The 18,253-nt window shown below is 38.0% G+C and carries 9 protein-coding genes and 1 pseudogene; 3 read left to right on the forward strand and 7 right to left on the reverse strand.

Annotated features, from left to right (window positions below; all coding sequences use genetic code 11):
- Positions 1-175: 175 nt before the first annotated feature.
- Positions 176-2,089: an ammonium transporter gene (gene amt / locus AC2CZC_RS17480; RefSeq protein ID WP_484582790.1), complete on the reverse strand. Its 1,914-nt coding sequence runs from the start codon at positions 2,087-2,089 to the stop codon at positions 176-178.
- 266 nt (positions 2,090-2,355) lie between these two features.
- Here amt and AC2CZC_RS17485 point away from each other — a divergent pair.
- A pseudogene (locus AC2CZC_RS17485) lies at positions 2,356-3,077 on the forward strand (IS30 family transposase).
- Positions 3,078-3,755: 678 nt separating this feature from the next.
- Here AC2CZC_RS17485 and AC2CZC_RS17490 read toward each other — a convergent pair.
- The 4 genes from AC2CZC_RS17490 to AC2CZC_RS17505 form a co-directional block, all read right to left on the reverse strand.
- A complete protein-coding gene (locus AC2CZC_RS17490; protein ID WP_484582791.1) occupies positions 3,756-7,328 on the reverse strand; it encodes an FG-GAP repeat domain-containing protein in 3,573 nt (1,190 codons plus the stop codon).
- A 514-nt stretch (positions 7,329-7,842) separates the two neighbouring features.
- A complete protein-coding gene (locus AC2CZC_RS17495) occupies positions 7,843-8,193 on the reverse strand; it encodes a hypothetical protein (protein WP_484582792.1) in 351 nt (116 codons plus the stop codon).
- Between the two features lie 116 nt (positions 8,194-8,309).
- Positions 8,310-10,319 (reverse strand): methyl-accepting chemotaxis protein, encoded by a 2,010-nt coding sequence (locus tag AC2CZC_RS17500; protein ID WP_484582793.1) that lies wholly within the window; start codon positions 10,317-10,319, stop codon positions 8,310-8,312.
- A 375-nt stretch (positions 10,320-10,694) separates the two neighbouring features.
- Positions 10,695-12,743, reverse strand: coding sequence for a winged helix-turn-helix domain-containing protein (locus tag AC2CZC_RS17505; RefSeq protein WP_484582794.1), 2,049 nt, complete (start codon positions 12,741-12,743; stop codon positions 10,695-10,697).
- Positions 12,744-12,889: 146 nt separating this feature from the next.
- Here AC2CZC_RS17505 and AC2CZC_RS17510 point away from each other — a divergent pair, with 146 nt between their 5' ends.
- The gene (locus tag AC2CZC_RS17510; RefSeq protein WP_484582795.1) at positions 12,890-15,193 is read left to right on the forward strand and encodes a CocE/NonD family hydrolase; all 2,304 of its coding nucleotides are present in this window, start codon (positions 12,890-12,892) and stop codon (positions 15,191-15,193) included.
- Positions 15,194-15,375: 182 nt separating this feature from the next.
- On the opposite strand, the gene AC2CZC_RS17515 is transcribed toward AC2CZC_RS17510, so the two are convergent.
- Positions 15,376-15,927: a hypothetical protein gene (locus AC2CZC_RS17515; protein WP_484582796.1), complete on the reverse strand. Its 552-nt coding sequence runs from the start codon at positions 15,925-15,927 to the stop codon at positions 15,376-15,378.
- A 573-nt stretch (positions 15,928-16,500) separates the two neighbouring features.
- Here AC2CZC_RS17515 and AC2CZC_RS17520 point away from each other — a divergent pair.
- Positions 16,501-17,208, forward strand: a complete 708-nt coding sequence (locus AC2CZC_RS17520; RefSeq protein WP_484582797.1) for a hypothetical protein — start codon at positions 16,501-16,503, stop codon at positions 17,206-17,208.
- Between the two features lie 386 nt (positions 17,209-17,594).
- Here the strand turns inward: AC2CZC_RS17520 and AC2CZC_RS17525 are convergent, their stop codons facing one another.
- A complete protein-coding gene (locus AC2CZC_RS17525) occupies positions 17,595-17,825 on the reverse strand; it encodes a hypothetical protein (protein ID WP_484582798.1) in 231 nt (76 codons plus the stop codon).
- Positions 17,826-18,253 lie beyond the last annotated feature (428 nt).

The raw sequence follows: 18,253 nt of genomic DNA on the forward strand, positions 1-18,253 counted from the left end.
TATACCCTTTACAGGTTCAATGATATAAAAGAAAAGGCGCTATGAATAAAAATCAACTTACTTTGTAAAGCCACCATTAAATTATAAGCATACATTATGGTTAATAATAAGCTTATCAAGGTGTTATATTATAATATAACTATATACACATAGCATGGGTTCTAAAAATAATTAGTTATTTACTCAAAGAGTCATTATCACTGCCAAAACATACTCGATTTCGGCCATTTTTCTTCGCATTAAACAATGCAATATCAGCTTCATCAAACAATTGCTGAGCACTGATTGCTCGTGTGTAGCTCCAACACGCACCGCCTATGCTGACAGTCACAAACTCACATTCAGCCGCTCTATGTGGTATTTCCAATTCACGTACTGCACTGCAGATGCTTTGAGCAATGCTTTGTGCACTTTCTAACTCGGTATTTGGCATTATGATAGCGAACTCTTCTCCACCTATTCGAGCTAGTAAGCTGTTTTTAGCCGTCAATTTTTTCGATAAGGCCTGACAGACATTTTGCAAACAATAATCGCCAAGTTGGTGCCCGTAATGATCGTTATATTGTTTGAAATTATCCACATCGATTACTAACAAACAAAATTGCTGCGTTAGCTGGCTGCTTTTTTCAAATGTATTTTGCAAGACTTGCTCGTACACTCGTCTATTGGGGATCCCTGTTAATGGGTCTAAACTAGCAAGGCGTAGTAGTTCATCTTCTCTTGCTTTAAAATGTCGGCTAGTGTGATCTAATAGGTAATTATAGGTCATGCATAAAGAGGCATTATTTGAACCGTGCTCAACATTGAGGTGCTGGAGATTACTTTCATTTTTAGCAATTTTGTCAAATTGCTCCATTAAATCAATGAGTTCATCCTTCATACCATGCTCACCAAAATTTAGCCCAATTGTTTCGGTCTGTGCAGATACTCGCAATGGGTGAACTCGATTAATTAGCCACAAAACACTAAAGCCAATGAGGCAAACCCAAGCGGCGCATACACCAACGCCAAGCAGCTGAACTACAAGTTGCTCAGTGTGTGATTCATGTTTTAATTTTTCAAGAGGCACGAAAAAAGCGATTGCCAGAGTGCCCCAGACACCACCGCCAAGGTGTACAGGCACTGCACTTACTACATCATCTATTTTATATTTCTCTAATAAATCACCGAGTAAAACACTGACACAACCTGCTATCGCACCAATTACAATAGCAGATGGTAAGTTAACCAAGTCAGCACTAGCGGAAATGGCCACTAGACCAGCGAGCAGACCATTTAAAACATAGCGTATACCTTGCATAGAATGTAAGTTCCATGAGAGCAATAGTGCGCTGACACCACCCGCGCAGGCAGACAGCGCAGTGTTAGAAAATACTCTCGCAAGCTCTGAACTAGGTGTATGAACACTCCCTCCATTAAATCCAAACCAACCGATAAAAAGTAAAAATGTGCCCAGTGCAGAGAGCGGTAAGTTTTGACAGTATAATTCTTTCGGTTCACCTTCACTGGTAAAGCGGCCTAACCTAGGCCCAACGATTATGAGTGCTACCAATGCTATCCAACCGCCAACACTATGAACCACTGTTGCCCCAGCAAAATCAATAAAACCGAGCTCTAATAACCAACCAAGAGGCGCTTGCTCAAAGTGTTTACCATGCCAGATCCAATGCCCCACAATTGGGAATAGAAGTGTTGCAGTTAAAAAAGCACAGATAATATAACCAGAAAATCGCATTCTCTCGGCAACTGCACCCGATAAAATTGTTGCGGCAGTGCCGCAAAACATCATCTGAAATAGAAAATATGCCAATACCGTTGGGTCATCGTAACTATTCAGTGCAAACTGATCTGTCCCAAACAAACCATTAGCGCTGGCACCGTACATGAGGCCATAACCAATAATCCAAAAGCACACGCCGCTAATGCAAAAATCTGCGACGTTTTTTAGCGCCACATTAATATTATTTTTACTTCTTACTAGGCCACTTTCAAAGCAAGTGAAGCCAGATTGCATGAGTAAAACCAACGCTGTGCACAGTAGTATCCACGTAATAGAAATTATTTGTTGGTCTATTTCAATATTTACCAAAGATATTCCGCGTGATAAAGAGTTTCATATAAGGAGCTTAGACAAGCTCTTTATAATTCTCCAAATTAAAATTATGGAACACAATTAAATTACGAGTACTAATTCAGATCTAACATGACGAATAAGACTTCGTCTTAAAAAACTTAAATTAGATAATTAGACCTGATTTCAGATAATAAGTGCGACAGTCATAGAAAGGTATAGAAGAGGAAGCCAACTGCCGAAAGTGGTACGCTCTTCTCGCCAAAGAAACAAGCGATACTACTATGAGATATCAGCAGTTGACCGAGGAAAGAAATACCAGATTTATGCCCTTTTGGAACTAGTGGTTTCAACCTCTGAAGTAGCCAAAAAAGTGAAGTTCCACCGTGCAACGGTGTATCGTGAACTGAAAATAAATCAAACGCATGGGCAATATTGCCCTCAGAATGCCCATACTTATTTTGTTAAAAGGCGCATTGCTGCTCGCAAGTATCTGATACCGGCTCAGCGCATTGAATATGTTTGCTTTTTGCTTAGTATCGATTAGAGCCCTTAGCAAATTCCCAATCTGCTTACAAGCTTAGGCGAAACCGCCAGCCATGAGTGGATTTATCGTTATGTAGCTTGAGATAAATGTCGAGGTGGTAAGCAATATCGTAGAGGCCTAAAAGATAAAGGCGCCAACGATTTAAAATGCGTTATCAATTGATGAGCGTCCAGTCGTTGTTAAAAGTCGAGAGCGATTTGGCGATTGGGAAATTAACACAGTGTTAGGTAAACATGGCGCAGGTGCGATAGTACCCATCTTAGAGCGAAAAGTCGGTTTTATTTAGCGAAGAAAGTGCCATCAAAACCGGCGGAAGCAGTGACAAAGGGTATGGATGTAAGAAAAGTAACAGATGAAGACATTCAGTTCGCTCAATCAAGGATTAACTACCGCCTCAGAAAGTGTTTGGGGTTCAAGCAACCAGCCATTATTTTTAAAGAACAAGGTATGGCTGCTTGATATTAAAGAGTGTCACACTTCGGAGTTGAATTCGGTAATTATGAAATAAAAGCTACTATTGCTTGAAAAACTTAATAAAGTAGCTCTAAAATCTTTACTATCTGTTTTTAAGATTATGAGAATTATACAATACGGCCATTTTCATCAACAAGCACGATGCTACCACCTCCACGGCCGCCACTGACTTTATCCAGTATTTTTTTTGATTTTAAACTTTCAACGTTAGATTTAAAGCTTGCTTTGTTATTTTTATTTTTATTTTTATTTTTATTTTTATTTTTTAAAGTAAAAAATTAACCTTAAGATTATTAAAGTTAGAAAGGCCAAAAAATAGCGTTTTATTCGACCTCTCAAGACCATAACATCTTTAATTTTTTTAAGTTATCATCTATAACAATATTGAATCGATAAAATTGAAAAATGATAGATTAAAATCTAGCCATAATGCATATTTTATTGGATTATTATTAAATTTATAAACCTCAACTTTAACTAAAAATAAAATTAATTTGTTAACTCTTAAATTTATTGAAAACAAGCCTTTATCATCTCTGGTCCTGTATAGCTAGCCAATACAAAAAAGCCCTAACATTCTTGCTAAGGCTTTTTAATTTCGATACTAATTGCTATTTACCAGTTATTCTGTAATACACTCTCATAAAAAGCAGCTACACCGAACTAGTGTACTTGATACATTGCAGATGTCGTAGAGATAAGCAAATTAAGCTTACCTTTATCATCTAATCTAACCTTTAACGCATCTTTTAAAGGACGTCCGAGTAAATCCGGGCTGCGGCTAATTTTATTACCATTTGAGTCTGTAAAGAGTACATTAGAGTGTATATTGCCATTCCAGCTATCACCACTTTGCGTCGCGAATATCAGCTGTTGATAATTAGTACTCGTTGGGGAAACAACAAAATCAGCAACATACTCGTTAAGTGATTTTTTGTGTACCTGCTCCAGATTATCTCCATTCACTTCGTAAATAATGAGTGATGTATTGCTAGTTGAATAATGCTCGTTTTCATCATACAAACACGCAATTTCTAGCTCTGCATCGCTGTCAAAATTAAAATACTCTACCTGTTCGCACCTTTGATCTAAATTACTTTTCTCAGAAAAACCACCATCGGAGAATGTAAGTAAAGTTAATTCATTAGACGCTACCACCATATTTACAGCATTATTCTCAGCGAGACTAAAATCTTTTATCTGACTTGAAGCTGTAAAATTGGATAATAAAGATTGGTTATTAACATCAACAACTTTAACATAGTTTTGAGTGCTATAAATTGCATCAGTAATGTTATCACCATTAATATCAGCAGCATTCACACTAATAAGTTTGTCATTAGAGTCAATTGGCAACGAATAAGAAATATCATATGTACCAAGATCCATGACGCCCAATGCTGTGCTGTAAGTTTCTGTGTTAGGAACCAACAATTCAGAAATACCGTCGTTGTTAAAGTCCGCCGTAATTACTGCACTGTCATGATTCCAGTTAGTTGAAATTTCGTCTGATGGTGTAAATTGACCACTTAACGCCATTTGAACTATTCGCCCACCATCGTAACCAGAATTACTGTTTGGAACAAAAAACACTGCTTTTTCTGTATTTCCACTCTTCTTAGCCCAGCCTGCTGATACAAAATAGTCTAGTTGAGGTGCAATTTTATCTTGCCTTACCTGTAAAGCATCTCCGTCTATGTCCGCTGTTAGCAGCATATCAGCACCAGTGTGAGTAATACCAGAACCCCATATTACCTCTAGTTTACCATCATTATCACTATCGCCAACCTGTAAAGATACAGCACCATGATCTACATTTTCAGCTTGCCATAATTCAGAAAATTCATTTTCACTAGTAAAGTTATAGGCATTTATATTGCCCCATTGACAATCTCCGACAATGAGTTCTTCGCTTATATCATTATCTAAATTGACGGCTGCTAAAGAACATTTGCCGTAAAAATCAGACAAGTTTGCGATTTGCGTTTTTTCAACTGCCGAATAAACAGTTAAGCCATCTTTGTTACCAACAATTTCATCAATTCCATCGCCATTTATATCAGCAGTAATAAAACTGTTGTTACCGAATGAGTCGCTGCTTAACCATTCATTCTCCCAAGTTGAGGTATCGTATACTAGACCTGAGTTTACAATAACCTCAAGACTTTCATCTGCATCAACATTACCAAAGCGGACTGCTGTAGCGCTATCTAAAACAGTTTCAAATAATGGTTCATCTGGATTTTCAAATGAATATACAGCAAGCGTCTTTGCTGAATAATAGCTATCTTCATGCTGAAGCAAAACAGCCAACTCAGGTACACCATCGTTATTTATATCTCTAAATGCGCCAAATGTGGCCTCTTTTTCGAATTTTAAGAGTGTGCGAGCTTCTGAATTTAAATCATCAATAACTCTTAGACCATCCCCTGTAAGAACATAAATTTCTTTTTCATGATCTTCATCGGTATTAGCAGCAAAAACGTTCTTAATAGTGCTGTTGTCGGCAAGTGAATATGGATATAACCACTTTTGCTCTGGAGTTTCATTGTTATATGTGATTAACATCACCCGATTTGAATTATCGGTCGTGAGTATTTCATTCTTTTTGTCACCGTCAAAGTCATCAATTATGAAATTGTTTTGTATTTTAGGAACTTCGACACCTGAGCGTGCAATCGGTAACGATTTTTGAGAATTAACTGTGACTTTAAGAGTCGTCTCACTCGGGGTTGATTCATCTCCAGTTGCAAAAGTAAAGAAATAGTCCTGAGATGAAAACAACATTTCTGAAGGCGTAGTCCAAGTTATTTGACCATTCTCATCAATTGTGGCGCCTTCTGGTGATGCAATCAAAGTACCAGTTTGGGCTGCAGATTTATTATCAGGATCTACAACTTTTGCGGTGAATACAACACGTTGATCCGCAGAAATAGTGTCCGGAAGCCCGGTTATTTCGACGTAATTTGGAGCATCCTCTAACGTAATTGATGTGCGATAGCCTAAGACTGAATTTGCACCATCAGACACCCTCATAGCGACTTCTAAAACATCGCCATAAACGGCAATACCTGCAGGCAACGTATTCGTGTACTCTCCCTCAACTAATTCGTCATTAACATACCACTCGAAGCTAACAACTAAGTCTTCTATTGCGGTATCTTCATCCGAGTAATGGCCAACTTCAACGGTGATAGGCATGGTTGTGTCTACATTATAACTGTAAAAGTCAGGGGAACCGACCCAAGGTGGTAATGACATGATATCAAGCGGCACTAGATTAATGTTTTTGAAATCACCAGATATAAACTCGTGAATATTCGTGATATAGGTACCTAAATCATGTACATTATCTAAATCTGAGTCTTGATAATAGATAGGTAAACCTTCAGAAAATGAAATCGTTGTGCTTGAACTGTTGCCAATAAATTTAATTTCACCGCCAATATAGCTTGGCGCATAACCGGTTAGGTCTTTTGCATTAATCGTCAAAGAACCAGAGTCGTTAAACATGATTGTGCCAGACACATTAAGATTGTCATCCCGGTTGTAATCTGAACGCCCACTAATGCTCATATTAGACACAACTTGATCACCATTGTGATCCTCAAGCAAAACGTTTTGACTAACGCTAACAGAACCGTCATGCACGTTAAGGTCGCTTTGAGCCGCTTTTAGACTGCCCGTTAACTTTTGCGATTTTCCTTGAGAAGACACTGTAAGATCATCAAAATAGATACCGAGTTCATTAGTATCAACTGAGATTTTAACCGTCATATTACCCGAGATAGTCGTATCGTAATAACTAGCGCAACTAGAAAATTTCGCGGAAATTACGCCACTACCAGACTCACTAGCAGAACCAGAATAATTAACTGTACCACCATTTCCACATCGCTCTGTGCCGCTTATAGTTCCATCACTTTTTACATGATTTTCAATACTGGGAAATTCGAAATCTGTAAATCCACCAGCAGAATCATCGAGCATGTAAACAAACGCTTTTTGTACTAGTTCAGGGGTTACCTCTGCCTTACTTTCTTGTCCAGTATATCTGCTTTGAACAAGATAATTCGCAGCTGTGTCTAACTCAGAAAAGGTCTTATCTTTCGAGTTACTCAAGGTCTCAGATGCAACGTTTTGAGTGGATGGGCTATCGCTTCCAGAGCCGCCTCCACAACCTGAAAGTACTATTGATAAAGCAATTGCGGTAGATGAGTGTTTAAATTTTTTCATACTTCTAAAGTCCATTTTAGGCCTTATTACATTATTTAAAGTAAATATTGTACCTAAAAAGTAAAGAAATTATCAAAACAAATATAAAAATGACGAAATAACGTTCTTAAAAAGCGCAAAAAACACCAGGCTGTAAATGTATTTGAGATTATATTTAAAATACTTTTTATATTTGATGAGCAATGAAGAGTAAAAAATGATGCGCCAGCTATTTAACCTATAAAATTTCTGAAAGATAGGAAAGCCAATATAAACTACACGTAAATTTAAAATGCAAATAGTATAAAAGTAAGTGGCTGTACACAGTACAGTGTCTCACTGGGACTATGGTGAGCGTAGATTTAATGCGGTTTTCATTTCTTTCAGCGCCCACAAATAGTCTCCAGTTAAGTTTAAGGCATTACTTTTACGCCATCAGAACCGTAGTAATAAAGGTTCACTGATTGTGATTTGTCAGTTGGGTGTCCGCCTGACCAAAAGAAAAAAAGTCCTGAGCACTTCCCCTGTTTTGTTGTTAACATTTTTCAAGAATGTTATAAAGGGTCATATAATCAGAAGTGATTCGGGTTACACGACTATCATCATATCTATTTTCATTGGTATATATTTGACCACCAGAGCGCTCAAGCAAGCCTAACCCTTCTGCATAGGTGCTTATGTAAGCCCTACCGGTTAGGTTATCGAGTATACCTGATGAGTAGGTGTGTTTTATCTTAAAGCTAGCTGAACCTATACGCTCGCCAACATAACCTTGTGTATCATGAATTACAGCTTTATACATATTTCTCATAGCAAAGCCATCTTCCGTTGGATCTACAGAGTTTGATGTAGTGAATAGAACAAACGGCACACCACTGCCATCCAAATAGATATCCTTTAAGTATGTTGCCGGCAAATGGCATGAGACATTGACTAAAGTGCAGTGTCAGAATTTCGGTTCTCGCTACGCCTTTAGAAAATCTCCATTATTTAAGCTATAGCCTATTTGAGTCTAAACTCTTCTAATAATCTAACTAACTCTGCGGATTGTCCCTTCAACTTATTCGCCGCGATTTCTGCATCTTGTGTATCGGATAATGACCGTTTACTAGAATCATCCACTTTTACAATCTCTTGCGACATATCAGCGGCAACTTTGGCTTGCTCTTCTGTATCAGACGCAATTGATTGAATCATTACTGCAATTTCTTGCGCCCCACCAACAATTTCGTTTAGAGAGCCGCCAGCTTGTTGAGCCAAATCAACACTATTATTAACTTGTTCTACACTGACATTCATCGCATTGACGGCAACCTGAGTTTTATCCTGAATAGCTTGCACAGTTGAAGAAACTTCACCGGTCGCTTTTGTCGTGCGTTCTGCAAGCGTCCTAACTTCATCAGCAACAACAGCAAATCCTCGACCTTGTTCACCCGCTCTTGCAGCCTCAATTGCGGCATTCAAAGCGAGTAAATTGGTTTGTTCGGCAATACTACCAATCACACCAATGACATCTCCTATTTGCGCACTCAAATCACCCAAACTTGTTATTGTATTCGCTGTTTTTTGTACCTCACTCGCTGCATTGGTGATTTCTTCAACGGTATGCTTAACCACACTGCCCCCTTGATCAGCCAAATCTCGAGCGCTTTCTGCTTGTTCGGCTGCCTCTTGCGCTCGCTGGGCAACTTCTGCAACGGTTGCGCTCATACGTTCGATTTCAGCTGCAATAATTGTCGATTGCTCAGAGCTGCTTTGACTTAAATTGGCTATTCTCTGATTTATTTCTGCGATGTCTTCACCTGACAGCTCAACGTTATTGGCCACCTGATCAACATTGCGTATTAGATTACTCAGAGACGCAACCATTTCATTAGACGCACTGGCCAAACCATCAATTTCATCTTTACCTTCATGCTCCAAAGGCTGCAAAGATAGATTGCCTCGCGCTGTCTGAGTAGCCACATTCAAAACATTGGTAATTCTCGAAGAAATTGAATTACTTAAAATAAATGCGACCACACCACTTCCAACAACAGCTAAAGTTGTCAGAACAAAAATGACTGTCAGCATGCCGCGCATGTCTTCATCAAGTTTAATCAATGCGCTTTCAGCATCTGCCTTTTCTTCGTTTGTCGACTTATCTAAGATCGCTTCCATTTTTTCGAACAAAACCACTTCGAGCTCATGTACAACGGCAATTGATTTTGTTTTTGCGCTAGGATCAAAACGTTTAAAAACTTCATGTGCCCCCTCATACAACTCATCGTGAAGCTGCTTGATTTTATTCAGGTTGGTCACTTCGACTGGCTTTGTCTCTAATGGCCTTAGCAACTCCAAGTACTTAATAAACCTTTTGGAGCCTTCTTCAAATGCTTCTTTTTCATCTAGCTCACCGGTCATAAACTCAGTGAGCGATGCTAACATATCGCCTTTTTCATCGACCATTTCTAGATATAAACGTACACCGGGCAAATCATCAGACACTGCTTCAACGATATCTGTCGTCTTTAGCGCATCAGCAAACTCTTCTTCTTTAAGCCTATCAAGTAATATCTCAAGTTCAGCGCCTGCTGAGTTTTCAAGCTCATCAACAAATTTAAAGGCCCACCTTTCAGTAACTGGGTCGTAGACATTGAAAACGTCCCTTTCAGCTCTGGATTTAAATTCATTAACAATACGCTCTATTTCTGCCATTTTTGCTCTATCTGATTCTGTCGCAGACTCGAGCGGTCTTAAGTCTTTATATACATCCATAAACTCGTTGTAATTATCATAAAACTCCGCTTTTTTACTTTCGTTACCTACCACGTAGTCTAGTAACTCGACATGCATATCACCTATTTCATCCATCAATTGAAGATAGTAAATTGCAGCGGGGACATCATCACTATGTACTTCCTCAGTGACTTCAGACAGTGCGGTAACTTGCATCCAAGTTACCGCACTTGAGATAACCATTAACATAACGATGATGCCAAATGAGAGGTAGAGTTTTTTATCTAGTTTCATGAGATGCAACTTTATTTATATTATCTAAAAAGACTTCTCACCATAAAAAAGTAACATTAACGAAGGGTATCCTAACCTACTTGCCTTGTGTGCATTAGATAACACGAGTAAAAGCGTCCATGTCGAGTAACTATGCTCGCCATTGTTGTATGAGAGAAATCAGTCAGCCGAGATACATAAAACTTAGTCTAAAAACGCAATGTTTCAAGATCCTAGCTTTTTAGCTGTTAATTGATGCAGCGAGGAATTAAGAAGATTAGCCAGTTGGGTACAAAGCTGAGTATTACAAGAGAAGGGAGTTGTGTTCCCTTCTCCCTAATTTTGACACTTAAGTGAGTGCTTTAGTGTATTGCCCGATCTAAGAAGACCTCTATTTTACTGAGAAGTGTTTGTTGATACCGAATAAACATCTGAATTTACATAATGAATCGTGTTATACAAAAGCTTGTCATCATGCCAATCAAAATCACTGGTATCTGATGTAATAAGCAACTTTTCAATTTGTGTTTGCTCATCATAACGATATAACTGGTATCTACGAGCTTTAGCTTTCTGCCAAAGCCAATTGTTGGCTTGTTTGTCCAAATTAAATCTGTTTTGAACAATAAATGGAATAGTTTGAACTTTTTCAGAGGTAACAGGTTTAAAGTCCAATCCGGTAAAATATTTGCCGTTCACATTTTGCCATATTGTGTCTTCAGACACTTTGGAAAACGATACAAACTGCCATTTAGGATCTGCACTCAACAATTTATCATCACGAATATTATAATAGTGCACTCGCCACTTTTCAGCGCCTTTTAGGCTAAATGCAATCGTGTGAGCATCTTTAACTGACAAGCCGCTAATATCCGCTTGCGGTATTTTTAACAGCTTAACAAGGCCGCTGCCTACAGATATTTTAAACAGAGCATTCTGCGTTAGCGCAAATATAAATTGACCATCATAAGACCACTTTAGGTCTATAAAATATTGAGCCTCCTTAAACTTGGAAAGTACAGCTCTACGCTGGGTTTTAAAATCATATAGCCACACCTGCTCTCTACCCGTTGCTAAGCTAACATACGCTATACTTTTATTGTGATGAGAAAATCGTGCGAGGCGTTCGTCTACCGAGGTTGCAGCTATTGTTTGTTCAATATTACTGTTCATAGAGTAATAAGTAATATTACGATCTCGTGCCCCCGTACTAAACAAATAGCCCTTGCCATCAGAGTGACGACTTAAGCCAAATAATGAATGACTGTTTGAGTAAAGTACGGCTCTATCGCGCCCCTTCAAATCGTAACTGACAATTTCATTGGCAGGATAGCCTTCAAGTAAAATAATTCGCTTACCCGAATGATCCCAAACCGCACCACCTTCATTTTCAAATAAGTGATAAAACTGATTCTTTTCTATATCAATTACATACAACCCAGTAGACAACTGCTTGTCCACTGCACTGATCAACAGTTTATTTTCTGTGGGGTGCAAATCGAATTGACTGTAACCACCTAGTCCAATTAGCGGTTGCTGAAGCCTCGTCGTTTTCCCGCTAGACAATTGAAAGGTATATAAATAGAAAGGCCCACCGGGGTAAGCCGATTCATTAAAAACAAGTAGATCCTCATCATGAGTGAAAATAATTTTTCCATAACTACCGGTGCGACAATTGTGTATTAATTTTGGTGCGCCTAACTGTCCATTTTCAAAGCGTCTCATAAAATACTGGCAACTATTTGAGGTAGTAGCTAGATAAACCAGCGCTTTTCCATCTTTACGCCAAACACCAGGCCCCTCCCATGTTTCAGGGCCATGTTCTATGGCTTCTACATCTTCGGTATACAATGTTTTTAATTTTAAGCTGATATCTCCATTATGTACTTCTGTAAATAGCAGATAATTTCCATCAGAAGATAAATGCGGGTTTAACTCCACCCCTGGCTCACGAGTCATCGCATTGACATTTGTTAAGAGTTCAAGTGTTGATTTTTGGCTGTGTTGTACTGTTAGATATAACGCGGTGAGCAAAAAGAGTATGAAAATACCAGATACAGGCATCAAAATACTTTTATGATTATTAATCGGTGCGGCACTGGATTGAAGTTGCGATTGATTAACAGCTATATTTTCTAACATCCTGACAGGTGCAATAAATTGATAGCCTTTTTTGGGATAAGTAACAATATAAATAGGGTTTCTAGGATCGTCTTTAAGTGCTTTTCTTAATTTTGTGATCACGCGATTAACTGCGTTATCAGTCACGATTCGCCCTTGCCACACCTGCTCGATTAACTCATCTCTAGACACCAACAAGTTTGGCTTTGTACAAAAAAAGCGCAGCACTTCCGAGACCATAGGTTCAAGTTGTATCTCGTTATTATCAATACTCAAAGTCAGCGTTTTATCACAAAACGTAATTTCACCAATTTGCCAATGCATCACATCTCTTTATTGTTATTAAGTGATTGTATTTTAAACTTATTGTTTTTAGGCATTAAAAGTCATAAAAAGTTTTTTTATTATCAGTACTTTAAAAATGTCGATAAATAAACTGATTTCGATTATTAAAAATTAGGAAATCAGCAATGTGCATTTTATCTAAAATTATTGCGAAAGTAATTGCTTTAATCGCTATTTTATTGGCGATGACTTTACCTTGCTCAATTCAAGCTACGGAAGAAAAAAGCATTTCGTTGCCAACAAGTCTTGCAGACATACTATATGCTGATGATATCAATATCACTCAGATTACAGATTCGGAATTTTTTTTCAGTCAATTATTACCGTTAATTAAACAACTGCCCAATGAGATAGTCTCAAAGCAATCAAACAGGATTAGAATAAACTTAAACTTAATTCTGCAAGATTTAGACGCATTGAACGGCCAGCTACTTGATGCTGAACAGCATGCCAAAACACACTTCACCGAGTATCAAAAATGGTACATTACACAGAAACAGACAGCTCCACCTTTGACACTTAGACAATTAATCTCAAACAAACTAAACCCTTTTAGCAATGTTGCAGTCTACCGATATGAAAACGACCTGAATAACGCCTACAAGCAAACCCGTCAAAAATTTACGCGTCTAATCAATGAGGTGAGGAACACAAAAACACTCAATAACCAACAGTTAATCCAACTTGCGTCGAGCGCTATGGAACTCAAAATCATTAAAAGCATCTATGTCATTGCACACCCATTAATTCAAAAAAAATGGCGAAAGGATTTCATAATAGAGCCGGCACGCTTAATCAAGACCGTTCAGGGAGTTGAACACACAGCGACAATCGTAAGACCGAAAAATATCGATAAATCGTACACAACCGCATTTCAATTCACGATTTATGCTGATGAAAGCCGGCATATAAAAACTGCCAAATATGCAGCTTTGCGTGGCTATGTCGGTATTGTTGTCAATTCTCGTGGTAAGCGATTAAGTAAAAACAAAATTGAACCATGGGTCAATGAAGGAACAGACGCACATAGGATCATAGAGTGGATTAGCAAACAAAGTTGGAGTGATGGTCAAGTGGTGATGTATGGCGGAAGTTATAATGGCTATACACAGTGGGCAGCAGCAAAATATAAGCACCCTGCATTAAAAGCCATTGCTCCCTATGCAGCAGCGCACCCTGCCCTTGGTTTACCGATGGAAAATAACGTATTTCTGACCGCTAACTACCAGTGGGGCTTTCATGTCACAAACAATAAAACCATGGATAATAGTGAATATGCTAACAGAGCACATTGGAACAACTTAAACGAAACGCTATTTACCAGTGGCCGTGCTTTTAAAGATATAGATAAAATTGAAGGACGCCCGAACCCGTTATTTCAAAAGTTTTTAAGTCACCCGAGTTTCGATGATTACTATAAATCCATGGTCCCTTATGGTGAAGAGTTTGCTGACATCAATATTCCAGTACTCTCAATCACAGGCTATTTTGACGGTGGACAAATATCCGCTATTCATTATATGAAAGAGCACTATAAATATAATCCAAAAGCCAATCACAGCCTACTTATTGGCCCCTATGACCACTGGTCTGCGCAAGCTGTACCAAACAGCCATGTTACAAACTACAAACTTGACCCCGTAGCATTACAAAAAGACACTGAAAAAGTAGTATTTGAATGGTTTGACCATGTTTTAAATAATGAACCAGTCCCAGTTCTTGTAAAAAATAAAGTTAACTACCAACTTATGGGAAATAATACTTGGCACCACGTTGACAGTTACAAGCAACTAAACCAGCAAGGTATTGATTTTTACTTAGGCAAGCCCTCTAAAAGCAAGTACCAGTCTTTAGTAAAACAAAAGCCAAACCCTATAGCTCACCACACACAAGTTGTTGACCTTGCTGATAGAAAAGTACAACACAATATTGATTATATGAACGTGATACTACCAAAGTTGCCTGATGAAACTGGGGTTGTGTTTGTTTCTGATGAATTTGAGCAAGATATGCAATACGCCGGTGCACCGTCAGGCCGCGTGTTTATCTCAATTAACAAAAAGGACGTAGATATTGGCTTTAATCTTTATCAACTTATGCCTGATGGTCAAACATTTCATCTGGCCCACTATCGCAGCCGGGCCAGTTATGCGAATAACAGCTCAAAGCGCCAACTGCTCACACCAAACCAAAAAACCAGACTCCCGTTAGTGAATACTCGAATGACTGCAAGAAAATTAATAAAAGGCAGTAAATTAGCACTGGTACTGGATGTAAATAAAAATGAGCACGCTCAAGTAAATATGGGAACAGGCAAGGATGTCAGCGTCGAAACCATTGATGATGCAAAAGAACCCTTGATATTAAATTGGTTTACAGATTCAAAAATACACCTCCCCATTACCGTTATGAATAGTAGCTCACAGTAATTAAGAAAGACTGAGACATGCCTATTGTTGATGCATGTTATAGAAAATAGTGAAAGTGAGTTACAAAAACGCCGTATATTTCAAGGTAGAAGTGATAGAAAAAGCCTCAATCTATTTCGTTGAGGCTATCACCCCTGAGGGCCATTTTGGGATTTATAGGTTTAGCTAATAAAGGAAGACAATCACCCAAGTGCTAAGTTCATAGCTACCGCAATAAAGACAAATGACGCGACTAAATACGCGATTATGCCCACAGGCTTTTTAAATAAGTCAGGGACTTGAGGCCAAATTTTTTCTTGTGCCGTCACATGCCTATAGTAATCATAATTTGCTAATTGGGCACAAATCACATGAGGCACTACCCAAAATATTACTGATGGAAAGGAAAATCCTGCGGCCCATTCAACAAGGGATAAAACTCCATTCAATACCCACATGCTCGCAAACAAAAAGCCTGCCTTCATCCACATTTTTTTAAATAAGTAATAAGTTGGGCCTAAGATAATTACAAATAAGTTCAGTGAAACGCTCAAGCGATCTGAAGACGGTAACGCTTTAAACTCATTGCTTTTCATGATTGCATAAATCGAATGTTCATCTGCGCCAAGATCTTTAAGTAACTTAAATCTTTTTAGCCACTTATCTGATAGTCCATACTGCTCAAACCCAGATTGAGCTTCCGCTGAACCCGCTGATTCTGTCTCTACAGATTCTGTATTGGTTGTATCGTTCATATCATTCCCTATTCATTTTGCTCTTTATTAACGTTTAGTTGCCAAAACAGAAGCATATTCGCCACGTGATACATACTCATATACGTATCACGTTAGCTGCAAACTCCCTTTTGCAAACTTGATGAATGTATACCTTGAGCTACTTTTCTCAACGAGTGAGAATCAAAGCGCCTTAAACTGTACATTATTTGATCATTATTATTTTAATAAATAGATCATTTGATGGCTTTTTTATTTATCTATTTGAAACGGCAATATATTACCAATAATTAAAACCATCAAACTTAGACCAGTTTAAATCACGTTAAAGCCTACAATTGGATTTCAAAGTTTTGTGGCGCACTAGAATTTTTTAAAGGAGTTTTTTATCAAATCAATTATTTAAACAACCTGTAATAAAGTGTAATAAAAATTATTCGCTTTATAGCTAAGCTCAACCACTAACAAGTTATGGAAATTATTTGATGTCCATGAAGGTAAAACGCATAACTTGGAGATTTCAATATTACTAACCGAGATATTGTGCCCATATGTAGTTAAGTACAATTCTACAACCAAAAGGATGTTATCAAAATGTCTATTGAACCTTATGCCGCTTCAAACCAAGAAATTTTATTAGACACCATATCAAATGCAACCAACCAATGGTCAACAAGTTTAAGCAATGCAAAAGTTGTAAGTGCAACAGAATTAACCATTGATGAAAGAACTGTCAAAAATAGTGACCTTGGCGGTTTAGGTGCTTTTTTGGCAATTTGGCGCGGTACAGGTCTGCCGTCAAGTGTAAATGAATTTGTTGGAATGACGGAGCTATCAGGCACTAGTAAAGGCGAGTTTGCTAATAAAACAATTAAAGTAACTACACCGGGTGTTAGCCTTATCTCAGACAATGTAACTGTAGGCTTATTCCTTCGTTCCAGTGATATTTCGTCTTTAAGCGCAAGCGTTACTTTGTTTGCTGGCCAGCAAATCAACCCGCAACAAACAACTGTATTTGAATTAAGCGCAAGCTCTAGAACAATTCAGGCATTTTATAACGTACCTGAAGCAGTTAACCCTAAGCAGCGAGTTGATTGGATTTACCTACTTAAAGGTGACCAACCCGTGATGGATAGCTCTGGTGCACTAACCCATGCAGCAGTCCCATCAGGCGCAAGTAGTGGCCCCGTCAATATTGATGTAAGTAATATCTTGTTGCAACCAGGCAAATATATTTTGCAATATAATCCTGGTAGTAGCACCCAAACCGTCGCTGCTGCGTATGCTTTTACCATTGACTAAAGCTTAGCTATCAGAATAAAAACACTAAGTACTTTATCACTTAGTGTTTTATTCGAAACTGCTAACTAACTTTATCTATAAAGCCATATTCACCACACCAAAATGTACGGTACACATACAAGCATATCGTTACGAATCAATATGAAATATATCGGCACCCCATATTTAAGATTTATTTATCTGGCCAGCTCAAAAAGATACATGAAAAAACCTCTTGGGTCTTTTCAATCTTATCAACTTAGGCACAATGCCGTTTCATAGCTTGACATAATATTATGTATATAAATGCCCCTTCGTAAAATATATTTGTATTATTTTATGCAAACCGAGCAATCATATGTACCGTATTATAATTTCATTTAAGGCAACACAGTTCACAAACAGTTCTAGTTATAATTACGACTAACTACAGTGCAAGTATAAAGCCAAGGGGCTGAGACACTCACGTTTTTACAACTATGCACCCAAGAATTTGGGTGAGCTGCTCGTGCCCGATCTGCGGCATCATCAACCCCTCTTGCGTACCCTATCCAAGTAGAAGTCCCTGCGAACACATTGGCTGAAAATAATACAACAAGACTAGTTAATGTAACTTTAGATAAAACGGCTCTTTTCATGGTCATTCCTTTATTTAATGTATTGAACTCAAATTAATCGGTTTTAATGAACAATATTCACTCATATCTATAGTGAAACCCAATCATAGCAACTAAGAACAATAAGTCCAACATTTTTACTAATTATCATAATTAACGAAGAAACTATCAGAACCTCAACATGATAAACATTTAATCCATTGATTCAAATATGAAAATAAACCACCTCACCTGCCTATCTCTATACCCCAAGACAGAGCTATTACTTATCTACACTTTATAACGCTAATAAAATTGTTCCTCCATAATCAGCATCAATGCATGATACACAAGATGTTAATCGCTTGAGATTTCATCATAAGGCATGACTCACCAACTAAATACTTTACTTAGAAAAATAATGGAAAGTGACTCTCTAATTAACTCGCCGATCTTTTTTAACTACATCC

The organism is Pseudoalteromonas sp. MMG033 (assembly GCF_057197785.1).